Below are 16,397 nucleotides of genomic sequence, written 5' to 3'. Positions count from 1 at the left end.
TATATTTTATCAATAGAAAATTTTAACAGTTAATAAGAAAATGAAAGTTTTGTGAAAAAAATCACATATTTAATTTTGAATTCTTTGATTATGCTCTCTATTCATAGAGGATTTCGCTTAAAAAGGAAAGAATTATATAAATTGTATGTATCTTTTGATTGATGTTTTATTACGAAGATAAGAGAGATATTACATTAAGATGTTAAAATACATGATTTAGTTAAAGGTATATTAAGGAAAAATTATCAAAAAGATAACAAGTAGTTTTCTAGTATAGTAGGGTTAGGGGAATTAGGACAATTCTATGTCCAGAAGCGAATTGTTTAATTCTAAACTACTAAAGCATAATACAGTACATAAAAGAAAAATCATAGAATGAAAATAAATGGTTCTTTGAAAAACGTGAAATTATGTAATCGGAATGACGAGGAGGAATGATCATGTTTGAATTTGAAAATATAGAACAGTTTGCAAGGATAAAAGTTATTGGAGTTGGCGGCGGTGGGAACAATGCCGTTAACCGCATGATTGAAGATGGAGTAGAGGGCGTTGAATTTATTGCCTTTAATACAGATGCACAAGCATTGAAGCAGTCAAAAGCGGAAATTACGATGCAAATCGGCGCAGCTTTGACGCGTGGTTTGGGAGCGGGTGCAAATCCTGAAATTGGAAGAAGAGCTGTAGAAGAGAGCAAGTCGCAAATAGAGGATGTATTAAAAGGTGCGGACATGGTTTTCGTTACAGCCGGAATGGGCGGCGGAACAGGTACAGGGGCAGCACCTGAAGTTGCGAAAATTGCTCGTAAGCTTGGCGCATTAACAATTGGAGTAGTAACGCGTCCATTCAAATTTGAAGGGAAAAAGCGTGCAACAAATGCTGAAGGTGGAATTAAAGAGCTTAGGGAAGCAGTTGATACATTAATCATTATTCCGAATGATCGATTATTAGAGCTTGTAGATAAAAAAACACCGATGCTAGAAGCATTCCGAGAAGCGGATAATGTACTTCGACAAGGTGTTCAAGGTATTTCTGACTTAATCGCAGTACCAGGATTAATCAATCTTGACTTTGCCGATGTAAAAACAGTTATGTCTCATAAAGGGACAGCCCTTATGGGAATTGGGATTGCAAAAGGTAAGGACCGTGCTACGATCGCTGCTCAGAAGGCGTTAAATTCTCCTTTACTAGAAACTTCAATTAACGGAGCTCACGGTGTAATCATGAATATCACGGGAGGACGTAATTTAAGTCTATTTGAAGTACAAGAAGCTGCAGATATCGTTGCTTCTGCGTCCCATGAAGAATTAAATATGATTTTCGGTTCGGTAATCGATGAAAGCTTAAAAGATGAAATTATTGTAACTGTTATTGCTACGGGATTTGCGGATAAAGAAGATAAAATGGTAAGAACGCCTTCTAGACCAATAGAAGAAGCACCTAGCTTATACAATAGAGAGCAAAGATTCCAACAGGAACAAAGATATCGAGTAGATCAACCGCAAGAATATGGAAGATACACAGAGCAACAAGACTACGGTAGATACTCAGAACAACAAGATTATGGACGATACAATGAACAAAAAGACTATAATCGTAATAATGAGCAACGAGAATATAACCGTGTGAACGAACAACAAGACTACGGTCGATATACTGAACCGCAAGATTACAACCGTTACTCTGAACGTCAAGACAATAATCGTTACACGGAGCAACAAGACAATAACCGTTACACCGAGCAACAAGACTATAATCGCTATAACGAGCAACAAGAATATGGCCGATACAAAGAGAAGGAAGATTCAACTTCATATATTCCGGCTTTCTTACGCAATCGAAAAAACAGATCTAGATAGATTTATAGATGGAGAAAAAGACATGAGGATAGTGCTCATGTCTTTTTTATTTGAATGTTTTTAAGTTGGAGATCTGCATTTAAAATTGGAAAATCTTCAACTCAACCCCTCCAACAAATAAGTTCCTGGTGATACTTAGGTAGAAAGTAACGCTCAATACAAAGGAGAAGTATGTATAATTACAAGATATGTCGATTTTTTTTAAGAAATTTTAATTTTTATAAAAAAATTAAAACTTTTTTAGCTCTCAGGAGTCTAATGTATAGAACAGCGAGATGGAGGGATTGAAATTGCAGGATTATAGTCTAGTGAAAAGGGCTATCAAAGGCGATGAAGAGGCATTTTTATCAATTATGCATGAGCATAAATTGTCATTATATAAAACTGCGCTTGCTTATTTGAAAAATAAAGATGAGGCGATTGAAGCAATTCAAGAAGTAACGTTCCGCGCCTATCAAAATATTAAAACATTGAGAGAACCAAGTTATGTAAAAACATGGCTTATTCGAATTATGATTAATTATTGTCAGGATTATATAAAGAAGAATAAAAGAGTAACTTTCGACGATGAATATATTTTGCAGCAAGGTACGAACGAAGACTATCAATCTATTGAGATTGAAGAAGCAATGTCCAAGCTCGATGAAACACAGCGACAGCTATTACATTTAAAATATTTTCACGATGTCAAAATCAAAGATATAGCTATTTTGTGGAATCGCCCAGAAGGTACAGTGAAGACCTGGTTAAATAAAGCATTAAGTTCATTACGTGGAATCCTTGAAGAGAAAGGAGAAAATGGCCGTGTTTGAAAAAGAAGAAAATGAACTAAAAAATTGGAAAGAAAAATACGAAAACATTGATCTACCGATTGATGAAATTGATGAAGCTATACAAATTGGTTTTCAAAAAGGAAAAGCTAGTAATAAAATACATAAAAAAAAGCGATTGACTAAGATTTGGTCTATTCTCGCTGCTTCGATATTTTTATTTGGGATTCTCGCTGGTATTCGTGTATCTCCTACTTTTGCTGATTATATTACGAAAGTTCCAGGTATGGAGAAAATCGTTCAAAAGATCCGTCAAAGTAATGATAAGGGACTACTCTCAGCTGTGGAAAATAAATATGCACAAAAGATTGATGTATCCCAAGAAAAGGACGGTATTAAAGTTACAATTGATTCAGTTATTGCTGATGAGCAAGAAATTGTGGTGTTTTATACGATTAAAGGTAAATCAAAAAAGCAAAATTTTGAAATAAATGTAGCGAACCTTAAAGCGGCAGATGGAAAAGAATTACCTGTACACAGTTTATCGTTTGAAGGTGAAAATGAATATAAAGGCTCCCATACTAGCACGGTTGAATGCGATTTTAATGAGCCTTATGAGCAAAAAGATTTTAAATTAGATTTAAAAGTTAAGAGTGGAGAGGATAAAGAACAGTTTTCTATCCCATTTTCAATAAAGAAACATGAAAAAACGAATCAAATATACAATTTAAATAAAACTGTCGTAATTGACGGACAAAAAATTAAAATAAAGAAACTTACAATTTTTCCACTTCGAGTAGCTATGAACGTTGAAATAGATCCATCAAATACTAAAGAAATTTTAGACTTCCCAGACATTCGACTTGTCGATCAAAATGGAGAAGTGTGGTCTAGTAATGGAATGAGTGAAGGCGGAGCTAGTGAATTAGAAAAAACGTACTATCTTCAAAGTAATTATTTTAAAGATCCAAAAGAATTATATTTGGTCATAAATGGGCTTCAGGCTATTGATAAGGAAGATGAATATCTTGAAGTAGATACTGAGAAACAAAAAATACTGAAGCAGCCAAAAGGTGATTATTTAACTGACTTTCAAAAAGAAGGAGAAACTATATGGTTTACTTTAAATACAAAAAATGAATTTAATTACTCCATGTTTGGCGGAAGTTCAATCATTGATGCAAAAGGAAAAGAGATTGAAATTAATGAATCCTATGGAGCAAGTTTTGAGGATAATAAAAAAAGAGTAGGTTTTAAGATTTCTTCTAGTCAAAAGTATACGAATCCGATTAAAATAAAACTTGTATTTTTCCCTTCATACATTGAAGGCGAAACTAAGATAAGAGTTAAATAAATTAACTAAAAATAAGAAAAAATAAAAACGTAATCCTTTCTATGAATATCTAGAAAGGATTACGTTTTTTAGATATTAAAAACTATTCGCTTTATTACAAATGGGCTCAGAAGGATAAACGTGTTTAAACTTTTCAAAATCCCAAGTAGTAAGAAATTTTTTAGCTGCCTGGTAACCGTTTGTGAAAAGTGCTTCTTTTTCTTTTTTAGTTAAATAAAAGTCAGTGCTTGAGATGTCACCTGTAGGGATTTTTATTGTTCGTTCGTTTACTTCTGCTGTTAGATGTCGTAGATCATGTGCTTGTCTCATCGTTATAAAGATAGATTTGTAAAAAGAGATAGGGTTATGGCCTTCTAGCGGTTTACCGATAATTTCATCATCTATTAAACGAAAACCAAATGTTGGCCAATCTTGATGGTCGTCAAAAATCCAAATTGGAAAATTACTTAGTATACCGCCATCGACGAGTAAAATTGGGTAATTAAAGTTAGGAGTTTTTAATTTAATTGGTTGAAAGAAAAAGGGGATTGTACCACTCATTCTAACTGCTTGAGCGATTGTAATATTTTTCGTAGTTAAGCCATATTCAGGTAGATCATCAGGTAAAACTACCATTTTGCCATTACTAATGTCTGAGATAATGATTTTTAGTTTTCCTTCTTCTAGATCATCGAAAAAGCGAATACCTTTTCTAGATAATAAAGAATCCAACCATTCTTCTTCAAAGTCATTTTTATATAATCCATTTTTAAATAAGACATTTAAAGCTAATCCTATTAAGGGTAAATAGTGTAACCATGTTTTTGTAATAAATTTCTTATAATCTAGACTTTCCATAATTACTTTTAATTCTTTTCCAGTATATCCACTTGCTAGAAGAGCAGCTACAATTGCGCCTGCAGAAGTGCCAGCTAAACGTGCCCATTCATATCCTGTTTCTTCTAAAGCACAAATAGCGCCAACATGTCCAATACCTCGAACTCCTCCGCCTTCAAAGATGCCATCTAATTTCATTTTGTTACACCTACCTTTCAGAATTTAAAAAATATCTTAATATAATATATGGAAAGTTTTATTTAATGTGATAACTCATAGATTCAATGACAATTAACAATCATTTTATTTTTTGGGAAATAAAATGACAATCTTTGCAGTGTAATTTAATATCTCAAGTCTTAGATGAATGCTTAATTTAGGTTGAAACATTCAATAAGTTATAGAAATAAGTATTTGATGAATATTTTAAATTCAATATGAAATACTAACAGCAATCTGATAGTTTATATATCAGAAAATATATTAATTAAAGGGGCTACATATCATGGCAAACAGATCTTCAAATCAATACGTTTCATCAAATGCTGAATCTGCAATTGAGCAAATGAAATATGAAATTGCAACAGAATTTGGAGTACATTTAGGTCCAGATTCAACGTCTCGTGCAAATGGTTCAGTAGGTGGAGAGATTACAAAACGTTTAGTTCAAATGGCTGAACAAAGTCTCGGTGGATATTCAAGATAATAGTATTAAATTAAGGAAGAGTTGATTAGGGGTAATTCATTACTCATTGATTAACTCTTTTTTTATGTGATTTAATGAGTTAATTCTTAAGTTTTTTCCATAATTTGTTAATAATAAAAGAGTTTGACAGAATTATTAAAAAATCAATGAAATATTTTCTATTTTGTATTAATATTAAAAAAAATGAGTCGATATAAGTAGAGAGAAAATTAAAATAATTTGGTATTATTATACTAAACTCAATAATTATATTGAGCATATAAAAATAGAGAGAGAAATAAATGGGGAGTTGCAAGTATGAAATCAACTGGAATTATTAGAAAGCTAGATGATCTAGGTAGAATCGTTCTACCAAAAGAACTGAGAATTACAATGAATTTAGGGAATAACGCTCCATTTGAAATTCATTTTGAAGACGGGATGATTATTCTTACGAAGTATGATGAAACTTCAGGGCTAAGTGGTATCGTCAGAAGACTTGACGACTTAGGAAGAATTGTCCTACCAAAAGAATTAAGAAATATGTTAAACCTAAATAAATATGAACCCTTTGAGGTGTTCGTAGATGAAGATAAAATTATCCTTAAACAATTTGTTGCATCTAATGCTTGTATGGTAACTGGTGTTGTTGATGAAAATAATTTTTCGTTTGATAGCGGCAAGATTATAGTTAGTAAAAATGGTGCAGAAATACTTATTAAAGAATTACAAGAATTCATAGCTAAATAAAAAAACGTTAAAAGTGCTCTTTATTCAAAGATGAAGAGCACTTTTTTAATTGATTCTGTTTAGGCAGTAATATTCAAACTTTTTTCCTTTCTTCGTTCTCATCGATTTACTACAAATTTGTTAAAACCTTCTAAAATGCACCAAGATAATAAGACACTACATAAAATGATAATTTCCATTTGTCACATCTCCTTTTGTTCGATTTTTGTTCCACTTTTTATTAGGATTGTATGTTCTGTTTTGTTTGGATGTTTTTATTATACACGAACACTTATTCTATTAAAAGAAGTTTTTTTTGAAAATTTATGAATTTTTTTGGAGAATCTCTGGATGGTAGCTCGTTTGTTCGTATTGGGGATTGTATTTCGAACATAATAGGTTGCAATTCAAGATAAAAAAACCCGCTAGAAAGCTTATCAATCTAGCGAGTTTTTATCTATTTTATATCGTTCAATTTTTAAAATAGTGACCATTTTCAAGATCATCTAGTAAACTTGGATGAATTGGTTGCCAATTTAAAAGTTCTTGAGTTTGTACGCTTGATCTAGGGATGTCGACAGAAGCGATCGTACCTAGAAATCCAAAGTGCTCAATTGCTTTTTCTGGTGAAATGCTGACAACTGGTAGATTTAGTTTATTACCGATGACAGTTGCTATGTCTCGAAATGGCACTGCTTCATCTGCCACTCCATCTAGAAGTATACCGGCAGGAGCTTTTTCTAATGCAAGGCGGTACAGACGTGCGGCATCAAGTCGGTGAATAGCTGTCCAGTGATTTGATCCCTCACCGATATAGGCAGAAAAACCTTTTTCGCGTGCAATATTGATTAAACCAGGAACAAAGCCCTTGTCACCAATACCATGTACGGAAGGAGCAAGTGACACGACTGAAGATCTTACACCTCTATTTCCTAGAGCAATCACTGCATTATCCGATGCAGTTCCGTTGAAGTGAGCAGTGGTCACAAATGGCTTTCCAGTTCCTTCTAATGCTTTTCCGATTGTCTCGATGACGCTTAAATCAGTTTTTAGCGAGTTAGCAAAATCTGTGAAGTCATTATTAAACGCTAGATGGATTACACCGTCAGAAGCAACGGCACCGCTATAAATGCTTTCAAGATCGTTAAGATCACCTCGATGCACTTCAGCCCCAGCTTCTTTTAGCTTCGCCGCACCATTTTCAGATCGAGTTAACCCGACAACTTTATGACCTACACTAATTAGTTCTTGTACAACAGCAGTACCGACATAGCCTGTTGCTCCAGTTACAAATATTTTCATAAGATGATCCTCCTTAAATTGTTGAGTTGTAGTATCGATTGAACAAATGTAGTATAAACTATAGAGTTGACTCTAAGGCAAGACGTTTAGGAGGAAATAAATTGAGGATTAATGAGTTAGCTAATAAAATGGGTTTAACAGTTCACACTATTCGCTTTTATGAAAAGGAAGGATTGTTGGACAGTCGTCACGTACAAAGAGAAGAAAATAACTATCGAAACTATACAGACGAAGCGATCGAACGGCTGAAACTCATAAAAAAGTTTCAGAATGTGGGTTGTTCTTTAATTGAATTAAAGGAAGTATTACAAGATAAGGATGAAAATACTCGCACTAATGAAGAGCGAATTGAATGGATTTCTCAAAAAATAGCAGAGATCGAACGGATGCGAAATGAATATGATCAAATGCTTGTTACACTAAATATAATGCTAGAATATAGAAAGTCATTGGATAAGCCTAAAAAGACATAATATTAATCAGTTAAAATAATAAATTAAATATGATCTATCGGATTAAAAATGAGTTGTATCGCCGTTTTCCACAATAAAAAAATCGACCAAATAGTCGATTATTTATCTAAAGTATGTATTAGCTTATAAAGGATTAAAATAATAGAAAAATAATCCTTTTCTAAGTTTATCGTTTTAAAATAGTAACAGGTTAATTCTAAAATATTATTGAACTTCTACATCATTTTTAAATTTCATTAGTATTCACCTTTCATATCAAATGTCTTTAAATTAAAGTTATCTTTCCAACTAAGTAACTATGCATTTCCTGATGCAAAACTACTGTATACTTTAATGTTAATGGGCCACATCTAAGGAATATTATCTATTAGCTCAACGTCATGGTCAACCGGGTTATTTTGCTCTTATTAAATCAATGATTTCATTGTTCGTAGACTTTAATCGACAAAATAAAACGAAAATCTACATAGTTTTCACGCGTAATTTGGGCGGATTATGTCTTTGGGTTTTTTAACAGAGAATTAAATCGAAAAAGTATGATTCTGTCATAAATATGGTAGGATATGGTTATGCAATGTTAGAAGGAGAAAATGAATGGGCCTAATAGATAATCAAAAACATTTCTTTGAAAAATATAAAATAGATGAACAAGATTTTGAACATTATAGCTTGGATTGGTCTACATATACTGAAATATACAAAGAATACATATCAGAAATACCGAATCTTGAGACTGTGGCTACATTTATTTCAGAAATACTTCGTAAAAATCCTGAAATACATACAGTTAAATCAAGAATTAAATATCCTGACCATTTAATTGAGAAAATTATTCGAAAGACGATAAAAGGTAAGAAATCTGATCCTGCATATGAAATAAATGTTTCGAATTATAAATCTGAAATTACGGATTTGATTGGAATAAGAGCATTACATTTATATAAATATCAAGCAGCGGATATAGATAAAACAATTAGGCAAAATTGGAATTTACATGAAAAAGCGACCATTTACCATCGCTTGGGCGATATGACGAGTGAGCAGCATATTGAAGAAGAAAAGTTTCAGTTTTTAGTTCATGATGCCGGATATCGCTCATGGCATTATGTGATCAAGTCGCAGATGACTAAAGTAAACTATTTAGCTGAAATTCAAGTAAGAACGATTTTTGAAGAAGGCTGGAGCGAAATTGATCATCAATTAAGGTATCCTTATGACTTGGATAATGCAATTTTAAATGAACAGCTATTAATCTTAAATAGGCTTTCGGGTGGAGCAGATGAATTAGTCAATTCAATCCTTCATACTAAAATGACGATATACCAACAAAACGAAGAAAAAGAATATCGTGATGCAAGAATTGAAGAATTATTAGCTGAAATTACTAGTTTGTCTGAAGATGGAAAATTAACCGAATCGGATAAGCTTTCATTAGAAGAGAAAATTAAACAATTAGAAGTTAAGAAGATTAAAGTAAATTATAGTAATCTGTTCAATAATCGTTCGGTTGAATATCATTTCAAACAAAGAATATTTCCTAGTGACTTTTAAAGCCAAAGCTAAAATGCTTTGGTTTTTTTGTATTCATTTACCAAAAAATTTCTGGAATTTATAGGTGCCATTTCTTTTTTTCTAACATTAAATGTAATAACAGGTCTAGTTTAGATTTTAAAAAATATGAGACTAGGTGGAATGATGGTTAAAAGGCCGATTTATAAGCAGGAATTTCTAAATACGTTTAATTATGCTGATAAGAATTTCGATATTGCTTCGCTTAAAAATCTGATTGAACAATCATTTGGCGAAAATAATGCATTAGACTTTAAAGAAACATTCGTTAGAGAGGATCAAATCGCTAAATTAATTATCGCAATGGCGAACTCTGGTGGAGGATCAATCATTTTTGGCGTAAATGACGATAATCATCCAGTAGGAATTCTCAAAGAAGAGATCAAGGACCCAACTGATTTTCAAAGAAAATTAAATGGTTATTTACCTTCTATTTTAACTTATCACCTTCAACAAATTGATTACGACGAAAATGAAATGTACGGATACTTTAGTGGCAAAACCTTCTTCATTATTTACATCCCCGAACAAAATCGTTATATTCCTTTTATCGCTAAAAGAGGTTCAGATAAATTATTTACGGATAAAATCTATATTAGAAAAAACACTTCAAATGAAACTGCCACTAGCGATGACTTAGAAATTATTTTTAGAAAAAGGTTAATTGAGCAGTATGAAGATTTATCAAACATGAGTCTAAATGAACATATGGAACAATTGAAAGTTCTTTACCGAATCGCTGCAATTAGTGGAGAGACAAGAAAAAACGAAAAGAATAATAAAGAGGATTTTAGTGATTTTATTTCTAAAATGATTGAAAAAAAGAAGCGAAAGATTGAGATTGTGTTGGAGGTTAGTAATATTGAGTGATGGAGATTAAGAATAGAATACTAAAATTATAGGAATGAAGATGACAGGGGAGTATTAGTTTATCTTCATTCCTTATTTTGTATTCCATTTCTACTTTTCTAAATCGCAATTATGTTCATATTTTATTATAGTCGAATTATTAGATTTAATTTTTAAGTTTGCTATATTTTTGTGAAAGAATTATGTTATACCGGTACAATTGCGGTTTTAACTATTTTTATTTTTCACATTAAATTCATAGTTTGCTTAACTTCTGGAATATATTTCATTTTATGATTATGTAAAAGAAGTCGCAAATTTGGAGGTAAAGTGTCATTGACTTTATTTTTATTAATGGGTTTAATTGGCGTGGTCATAATTTTATCGAAGAAGGATCAACTATCAGTTATAATTGACGAAAATCATAAACTGGTCATAAAATTGAAAAATTCTAGTTGGTTTCAAAACTATTGGAAGGCAGGATTTTTCTTATTTGTTATGAATGCAGCATTGTTTTTCATTACACTGCTTATTCTCTTCATTTTAGGGTTTCTCATAATTCCTTTTATGCATTTGCTAGTTATGGTTTTGGCTGTCGTCGGAAGTTTTCTTTTGTGGATGATCGTGAATAAAGCATATCAGGGTACAAATGGAAACCGTTTAAAAATGAGTATAAGCGGAAGTAGTTTTTATGCAGTATTGTCATTTTTGTTTATTTATTGGTTAGTAACTCTAAAACCTTCATATGAAGGTGAAGATCTGATTATGAGTTCAATAGGATTATTAATGGGGATAATCGTTTCGGTAGTAGCTTTTATTTCGTGTTTAATAACTACGGGTTTTACTTTTAAGAGAAAGTTGAAATAAGTAGTCTAATTGGAAGGCCAAAAGTCAGGGAGAACCTTGGCTTTTTAATTTGCACTAATAATTGCTAAAAGCATTATATTCTAGATATTTACTCATGAATTCTTATGGTATTTTGGTGATTTCCTATTAATCTTAGTAAAATGGTTGTAGGTATATATTTTCTATTAATAGTATTCTAAGTGATCTATTTGTAGGTGTATTTAACTAAATAAGAATTTGAAAAGTTAATTTCTATCAATTTATTTTGAGAAAAAAATTGGGTTAATTACATTTGAAAATGATTAAAACTGTTAGAGTGTTTTAATAAAACGTTGATAAATCAGGACGCTAATAACCCAATTGACCAATAATTGAATATTCTTTATATTTTGATAATGTAGAGTGCTTTTTTGAGAGTGGTTTAAATATGAACATTAAAATCGTTTTTAATAGATTCATATTAGAAGTCGCTTTTTTTATTTTATCAGAATAGGAGAGTGTAAGATGACAGGAAAGCCTAAGTTAAATAAGTATGTTACTGCGATGATGACGACAGCTCTTATTGCTGTTCCGACTTTTCAAGCGCTTGCTGCTGGGACAAGCAATGTGAGTTTAAATTCAGCAAATGGTAGTTCTGTTGAAACGAATGTTCAAGGGATTAACGCAAAAGCAAGTACGGGGAAACATGTGATTACGCTTATTACTGGAGATGTTGTAACTGTAACTGAGTTTGCGGATGGAAAAAGTGTGATTAGTGTTGAGCCAGCAGATAAAGCTAGTGGTGGTTCGCACATCATGACGATTAACAAGGATACATATGTAATTCCTCAACAAGCAATGCCTTATTTAGCTTCTGGTGCATTGGATCGAAATTTATTCAATATTACTGAATTAATTGCGGAAGGTTTTGACGATGCTTCTCAAAAGACTTTACCTGTTATTGTACAATATTCAGAGTCAAAAGCTCGTTCTGCAGTGAAGCCAACATTAAAAGCTTCAAAGAAAACACATGAACTTGAAAGTATTAATGGAGCAGCACTATCTGCTGATAAGAAGGATTCGAAAGAGTTCTGGCAAGATGTTAAGAAAAATATACCATCTGCAAGCACTACGAAATCTACAAAATCATTAGTTACACCGGGAATTGAAAAAGTTTGGCTAGATGGACGTGTTAAGGCTACTCTTGAACAAAGTGTTCCACAAATTGGAGCACCTACTGCTTGGAATGCTGGATACAATGGAGCAGGTGTAAAAGTAGCAGTTCTTGACACAGGGATCGATGCTCAGCATCCTGATGTAGCAGGTCAAATAAAAGAAACAAAAAGCTTTGTCCCTGGTGAAGATGTACGCGATTTCCATGCACACGGAACTCACGTTGCATCGACTGTACTAGGTACAGGTGCGGCATCAGGCGGAAAATATAAAGGTGTAGCTCCAGGAGCAAGCTTACTAGTAGGAAAAGTGTTAAGTAATGATGGTTATGGTCTTGATTCATGGATTATTGATGGGATGGAATGGGCAGCACATAATGCCAAGGTTGTAAGTATGAGTTTAGGTAGTGATCAGTCGAGTGATGGCACTGATCCGATGTCTCAAGCTGTTAATAATTTAAGTGCTGAGACGGGCTCACTGTTTGTTATTGCGGCAGGTAATACGGGTCGCGAAGGAATAGGGGCACCAGGAGCAGCGGATGCGGCACTTACGGTTGGAGCAGTTGATAAGTCTGATAATCTTGCTTATTTCTCATCACAAGGTCCACGTTTTGGAAGTGACGGGTTAAAGCCTGATTTAACAGCACCGGGTGTAGACATAACTGCTGCACGTTCTCAGTATTCAAGTCAAGGTAGTGGATCTTATCTTTCTATGAGTGGTACTTCGATGGCAACGCCACATGTGGCTGGGGCAGCTGCAATTCTTTCACAACGTCATCCTGATTGGTCGGGATCTCAATTGAAAGATGCATTGATGAGTACAACTAAAAAACTTGATTATATTAAGCCATTTGAAGGTGGTACTGGACGACTTGATGTTGCAGCAGCAACTTTAGGTGATTTACGTGCGACAGGTTCACTTGATTTTGGTTTCTATGCTTGGCCTCATGATAATGATGCATCGAAAGAGAAAACAATTACGTACACAAATGATAGCGATAAGGCAGTAACGTTAGATCTTTCAGCGAAGATTACCGATAATAACGATGCAGATGCTCCTGCTGGTTTGTTTAAACTTTCAACAAATAAGGTTACAGTTCCAGCAAAAGGTAGTGCAAAAGTGACAGTATCACTTGATCCGAATGCAGGTGCTAGTGGTTCTCGTTACCAAGGTCAAATTTCTGCAAATGTTGATGGTAAAACAATTGTGCATACACAAACGGCTATGATTAAAGAAGAGGAAAGATATCCACTTACTTTAAAAGCAATTGGTCGCGATGGTAACCCAACTCTAGCGTATATTACTTTACTTGGCCCAGATGGTGTTCCAGAGGTTGTTGCAATTGACGGTACTACAGAATTACGTCTAAAACCAGGAACTTACTCTGCAATGTCAATGATGGATGTTGATACTGAAACAGATCATGCTGGTGTTGCTCTAGTAGGAAACCCAGAAATTAACTTGAATGGTCCTCAAACTGTTACTTTGGATGCACGTAAAGCGAATGAAATTACAGCAAACGTACCAAATAAAACAGAAGCAAGCTTTAGAAAAATGGAATATTACCGTGAAGTAGATGGTAATAGTGTTGGCGATATTTATGTGATGCCAGTTACAGTTGATAAGATGTATGCTGAGCCAACTAAGAAAGTTAAAAATGGAAAATTTGCATTTAACACTCGCTGGAGATTGATTGAACCTTACATGACAATTAATTTCAAAGGCAATGAATTAGACGAAATTCCACAAGCTGGAAGTACATTACTAGATGGAAAATACAACTTAGACGCTGTTTATGCAGGTAAAGGTGCACCAGCAGACTATAAAGGATTAAATGTTAAAGGGAAAGCAGTTATCGTTGATCGAAGTGATGAAGTAACTGGTTCAGAGCGTGCTGCAGCAGCATACGCAGCAGGAGCAAAATTAGTTATTACAGTAAATGATGGGCCGAAAGAAATTAGTGAATATGTCGGTATTGAAAACGAAGATTACTCACTTTCAGATTCTCCGATTTCAGTTGTAGCAATTAGCCAAACAGAAGGTAAAAAACTGATTGAAGCTGCGAAATCTAAAAAAGCGAAAATAGACGTAAAAGGTACTCCTAATACGAAATACGTTTATGATCTTGTTGATAACCATGACAATGCAATTCCAAATGATTTAACTTATTCACCAAAAGCAAATGAACTTGCAAAAATTAATGCTCAGTATAAATCGGATCGTCCGACAGCAGGCGGGGAATTCCGTTGGGATATCCCATCTTACAGAACAAATGGTGTTGGTTACCAATTTAAATTAGACTTACCATCAGTACGAACTGAATGGGTTTCTACTCAAAAAGGTACATCATGGTACCATCAAGCTAGCGTATTAGATGCTGCTTGGGAAGTACGTCAACCACTAGCAACATACAAACCAGGACAAACACTTGATGAAGATTGGTTCTCGCCAGTTGCTCGTCCTCGTTTAGGTGATGGTTTCTGGAAGCCGTATCGTACAGGAAACAACTTAGTCATCAACATTCCTGCATGGGCTGATTCTGGAGTAGGAACTACAGGTTCAGAAACAAATTATCCAGGTTCACAAACTCTAAAACTATATCAAGGTTCTAAACTGATTAAGGCAGCGGACGGACAAGCAATTTACGCATTTACTGAATTCCCAACTGCAAATACTCAGTATAAAGTAGTAAGTGATGCTTGGCGCGACCCAGCACGTTTCGATAAATCTGTTAAAACACATACAGAGTGGACATTCTGGTCTAAGCAACAAGAAGAATATAAAACAGATCTTCCATTAATCTCACTAGATTATAACGTAGATACTGACATGAATGGAGATGCAAAATCAGGTCGTTGGATCGATTTAGACTTAAAAGCAGTCCCTGTAGCAGGTGCACCAGGAAACGGTAAAATCAAAGGTGCAACGCTAGAAGTTTCATATGACGAAGGCAAGACTTGGGAAATTGTTGATCTAAATCGTGAAAAAGATGGATGGAAAGCAAGAATCGAAAATCGTAAAAAGGCAACATCTGTATCTTTAAGAGCTAGCGCTTGGGATGATGCAGGTAATAGTATTAATCAAGATGTAATTAAGGCTTTTGGATTGAAATAAGTAGAATGTGAGAGGGCACCTTCCTATTTTAGGGGGTGCTTTTCTTTTACGTTGAATAAAAATTACGAACACTATTTGAACAATATTGATAAAGTTGTGAACTTCGTTGATATAACACTAAAACTCGTTGATATAATACTATTCTTCGTTGATATATTGCTAATAGCCGTTGATAAATTACTTTTACGGAGTTTATTAAGGGATAAAACCATAAATAGTATGTAAACATGGCATGAAAAACGGTCGAAGTGGCTTAATTATCAATGAAAGCTGCACAATTAACGAGTGAAACGGCTCAGTTATGATCAAAGTGCCCCATCAAACCACCTAAATAAACGAAGAAACTCGAAATAACACAATATTCCCCACATAAAAAAGGCACCCTCCAAGTAGAAGGTGCCCCGTAATCATTAAATACCTTGGTCAGCTTTTTCAGCATCCAATAATTCTTGCATGAATTTAAGATTGTATGTATGGCTTTCTTTCAGTCTGCTATGTCTTGTTAGTTTAATTAGATTTTGATAGTAAACAATTTCTTCCTCTAGTGATGAAATGACATTTGTACGATATTCCTTTAATTCTGTTTCGTTCATTTTCATTCCTCCTATTATAGGGATTTAATAATTTAAGTATATCCTTTTTGATTGAAACTATAAATAAATTATTTGTTAATTTTTATTAAATAGCGTGCGACTGTATTGAAAAAAAGACAGGTATGTATTTATTGAGACAAAAATTCAGATTTTGTCATGAAAATTAGACAAAATTGCAAATGGATAATACGGAACATCACTATTTTTACCACTCCATTAATTGGCACACTTATTGCTATTAAGTTTAGTATAGCTTGATATTTTTTGTAGGAGGGTTTTCAGAGGGGTT

12 protein-coding genes and 1 pseudogene are annotated in these 16,397 nt (G+C 33.6%); 10 read left to right on the top strand and 3 right to left on the bottom strand.

Annotated features, from left to right (window positions below):
• Window positions 1-440: 440 nt before the first annotated feature.
• The 3 genes and pseudogenes from ftsZ to CN692_RS16940 all read left to right on the top strand — a co-directional run.
• Window positions 441-1,424, top strand: a pseudogene (gene ftsZ, locus CN692_RS16950) (cell division protein FtsZ); the annotation flags it as partial.
• A gap of 722 nt (window positions 1,425-2,146) precedes the next feature.
• On the top strand, window positions 2,147-2,668 hold the full coding sequence (locus CN692_RS16945; protein ID WP_218923225.1) for a sigma-70 family RNA polymerase sigma factor: 522 nt from the start codon (window positions 2,147-2,149) through the stop codon (window positions 2,666-2,668).
• Entirely contained in the window at window positions 2,661-3,980 is a 1,320-nt protein-coding gene (locus CN692_RS16940; protein WP_179874466.1) for a DUF4179 domain-containing protein, read from the top strand. Before CN692_RS16945 ends, CN692_RS16940 begins: the two co-directional genes overlap by 8 nt.
• Window positions 3,981-4,055: 75 nt before the next feature.
• Here CN692_RS16940 and CN692_RS16935 read toward each other — a convergent pair whose 3' ends face one another.
• Complete coding sequence (locus CN692_RS16935) at window positions 4,056-4,994, bottom strand: patatin-like phospholipase family protein (protein ID WP_098120349.1); 939 nt, start codon at window positions 4,992-4,994, stop codon at window positions 4,056-4,058.
• A gap of 307 nt (window positions 4,995-5,301) precedes the next feature.
• Here CN692_RS16935 and CN692_RS16930 point away from each other — a divergent pair, with 307 nt between their 5' ends.
• Together CN692_RS16930 and CN692_RS16925 are read left to right on the top strand one after the other, a co-directional pair.
• On the top strand, window positions 5,302-5,502 hold the full coding sequence (locus tag CN692_RS16930) for an alpha/beta-type small acid-soluble spore protein (RefSeq protein ID WP_098120348.1): 201 nt from the start codon (window positions 5,302-5,304) through the stop codon (window positions 5,500-5,502).
• Window positions 5,503-5,799: 297 nt separating this feature from the next.
• Window positions 5,800-6,231, top strand: coding sequence for an AbrB/MazE/SpoVT family DNA-binding domain-containing protein (locus CN692_RS16925; RefSeq protein WP_142317286.1), 432 nt, complete (start codon window positions 5,800-5,802; stop codon window positions 6,229-6,231).
• A 450-nt stretch (window positions 6,232-6,681) separates the two neighbouring features.
• Here CN692_RS16925 and CN692_RS16920 read toward each other — a convergent pair whose 3' ends face one another.
• Complete coding sequence (locus tag CN692_RS16920) at window positions 6,682-7,512, bottom strand: SDR family oxidoreductase (RefSeq protein WP_098120347.1); 831 nt, start codon at window positions 7,510-7,512, stop codon at window positions 6,682-6,684.
• A gap of 101 nt (window positions 7,513-7,613) precedes the next feature.
• On the opposite strand from CN692_RS16920, the gene CN692_RS16915 reads away from it, so the two are divergent.
• The 5 genes from CN692_RS16915 to CN692_RS16895 all read left to right on the top strand — a co-directional run bounded on the left by CN692_RS16915 (window position 7,614) and on the right by CN692_RS16895 (window position 15,515).
• The gene (locus tag CN692_RS16915; protein ID WP_098120346.1) at window positions 7,614-7,985 is read left to right on the top strand and encodes a MerR family transcriptional regulator; all 372 of its coding nucleotides are present in this window, start codon (window positions 7,614-7,616) and stop codon (window positions 7,983-7,985) included.
• A gap of 594 nt (window positions 7,986-8,579) precedes the next feature.
• The gene (locus CN692_RS16910; protein WP_098120345.1) at window positions 8,580-9,536 is read left to right on the top strand and encodes a hypothetical protein; all 957 of its coding nucleotides are present in this window, start codon (window positions 8,580-8,582) and stop codon (window positions 9,534-9,536) included.
• Between the two features lie 144 nt (window positions 9,537-9,680).
• Window positions 9,681-10,424 carry an AlbA family DNA-binding domain-containing protein gene (locus CN692_RS16905; protein WP_179865387.1) on the top strand — a complete coding sequence of 248 codons (744 nt, stop codon included), beginning with the start codon at window positions 9,681-9,683 and terminating at the stop codon, window positions 10,422-10,424.
• Between the two features lie 309 nt (window positions 10,425-10,733).
• Window positions 10,734-11,270 carry a hypothetical protein gene (locus CN692_RS16900; RefSeq protein WP_098120343.1) on the top strand — a complete coding sequence of 179 codons (537 nt, stop codon included), beginning with the start codon at window positions 10,734-10,736 and terminating at the stop codon, window positions 11,268-11,270.
• 483 nt (window positions 11,271-11,753) lie between these two features.
• Window positions 11,754-15,515, top strand: a complete 3,762-nt coding sequence (locus tag CN692_RS16895) for a S8 family serine peptidase (RefSeq protein ID WP_257144053.1) — start codon at window positions 11,754-11,756, stop codon at window positions 15,513-15,515.
• A gap of 410 nt (window positions 15,516-15,925) precedes the next feature.
• Here the strand turns inward: CN692_RS16895 and CN692_RS16890 are convergent, their stop codons facing one another.
• Entirely contained in the window at window positions 15,926-16,108 is a 183-nt protein-coding gene (locus CN692_RS16890) for a hypothetical protein (protein ID WP_098120342.1), read from the bottom strand.
• Between the last annotated feature and the right edge of the window lie 289 nt (window positions 16,109-16,397).

Origin of the sequence: Bacillus sp. AFS002410 (genome assembly GCF_002556365.1) — a bacterium.
In the GTDB taxonomy this organism is placed as follows: Bacteria; Bacillota; Bacilli; order Bacillales; family Bacillaceae_G; genus Gottfriedia.
The sequence above is the reverse complement of the archived record's forward strand: the minus strand, read 5'-3'. Positions and strand labels throughout refer to the sequence as shown.

What these genes read in the sequence shown, in the direction of transcription:
- CN692_RS16930 (WP_098120348.1), top strand. Translation starts at nt 5,302, where the DNA reads ATGGCAAACAGATCTTCAAATCAATACGTTTCATCAAATGCTGAATCT.
- CN692_RS16925 (WP_142317286.1), top strand. Translation starts at nt 5,800, where the DNA reads ATGAAATCAACTGGAATTATTAGAAAGCTAGATGATCTAGGTAGAATC.
- CN692_RS16935 (WP_098120349.1), bottom strand. Translation starts at nt 4,994, where the DNA reads ATGAAATTAGATGGCATCTTTGAAGGCGGAGGAGTTCGAGGTATTGGA.
- CN692_RS16920 (WP_098120347.1), bottom strand. Translation starts at nt 7,512, where the DNA reads ATGAAAATATTTGTAACTGGAGCAACAGGCTATGTCGGTACTGCTGTT.
- CN692_RS16895 (WP_257144053.1), top strand. Translation starts at nt 11,754, where the DNA reads ATGACAGGAAAGCCTAAGTTAAATAAGTATGTTACTGCGATGATGACG.
- CN692_RS16905 (WP_179865387.1), top strand. Translation starts at nt 9,681, where the DNA reads ATGGTTAAAAGGCCGATTTATAAGCAGGAATTTCTAAATACGTTTAAT.
- CN692_RS16890 (WP_098120342.1), bottom strand. Translation starts at nt 16,108, where the DNA reads ATGAACGAAACAGAATTAAAGGAATATCGTACAAATGTCATTTCATCA.
- CN692_RS16910 (WP_098120345.1), top strand. Translation starts at nt 8,580, where the DNA reads ATGGGCCTAATAGATAATCAAAAACATTTCTTTGAAAAATATAAAATA.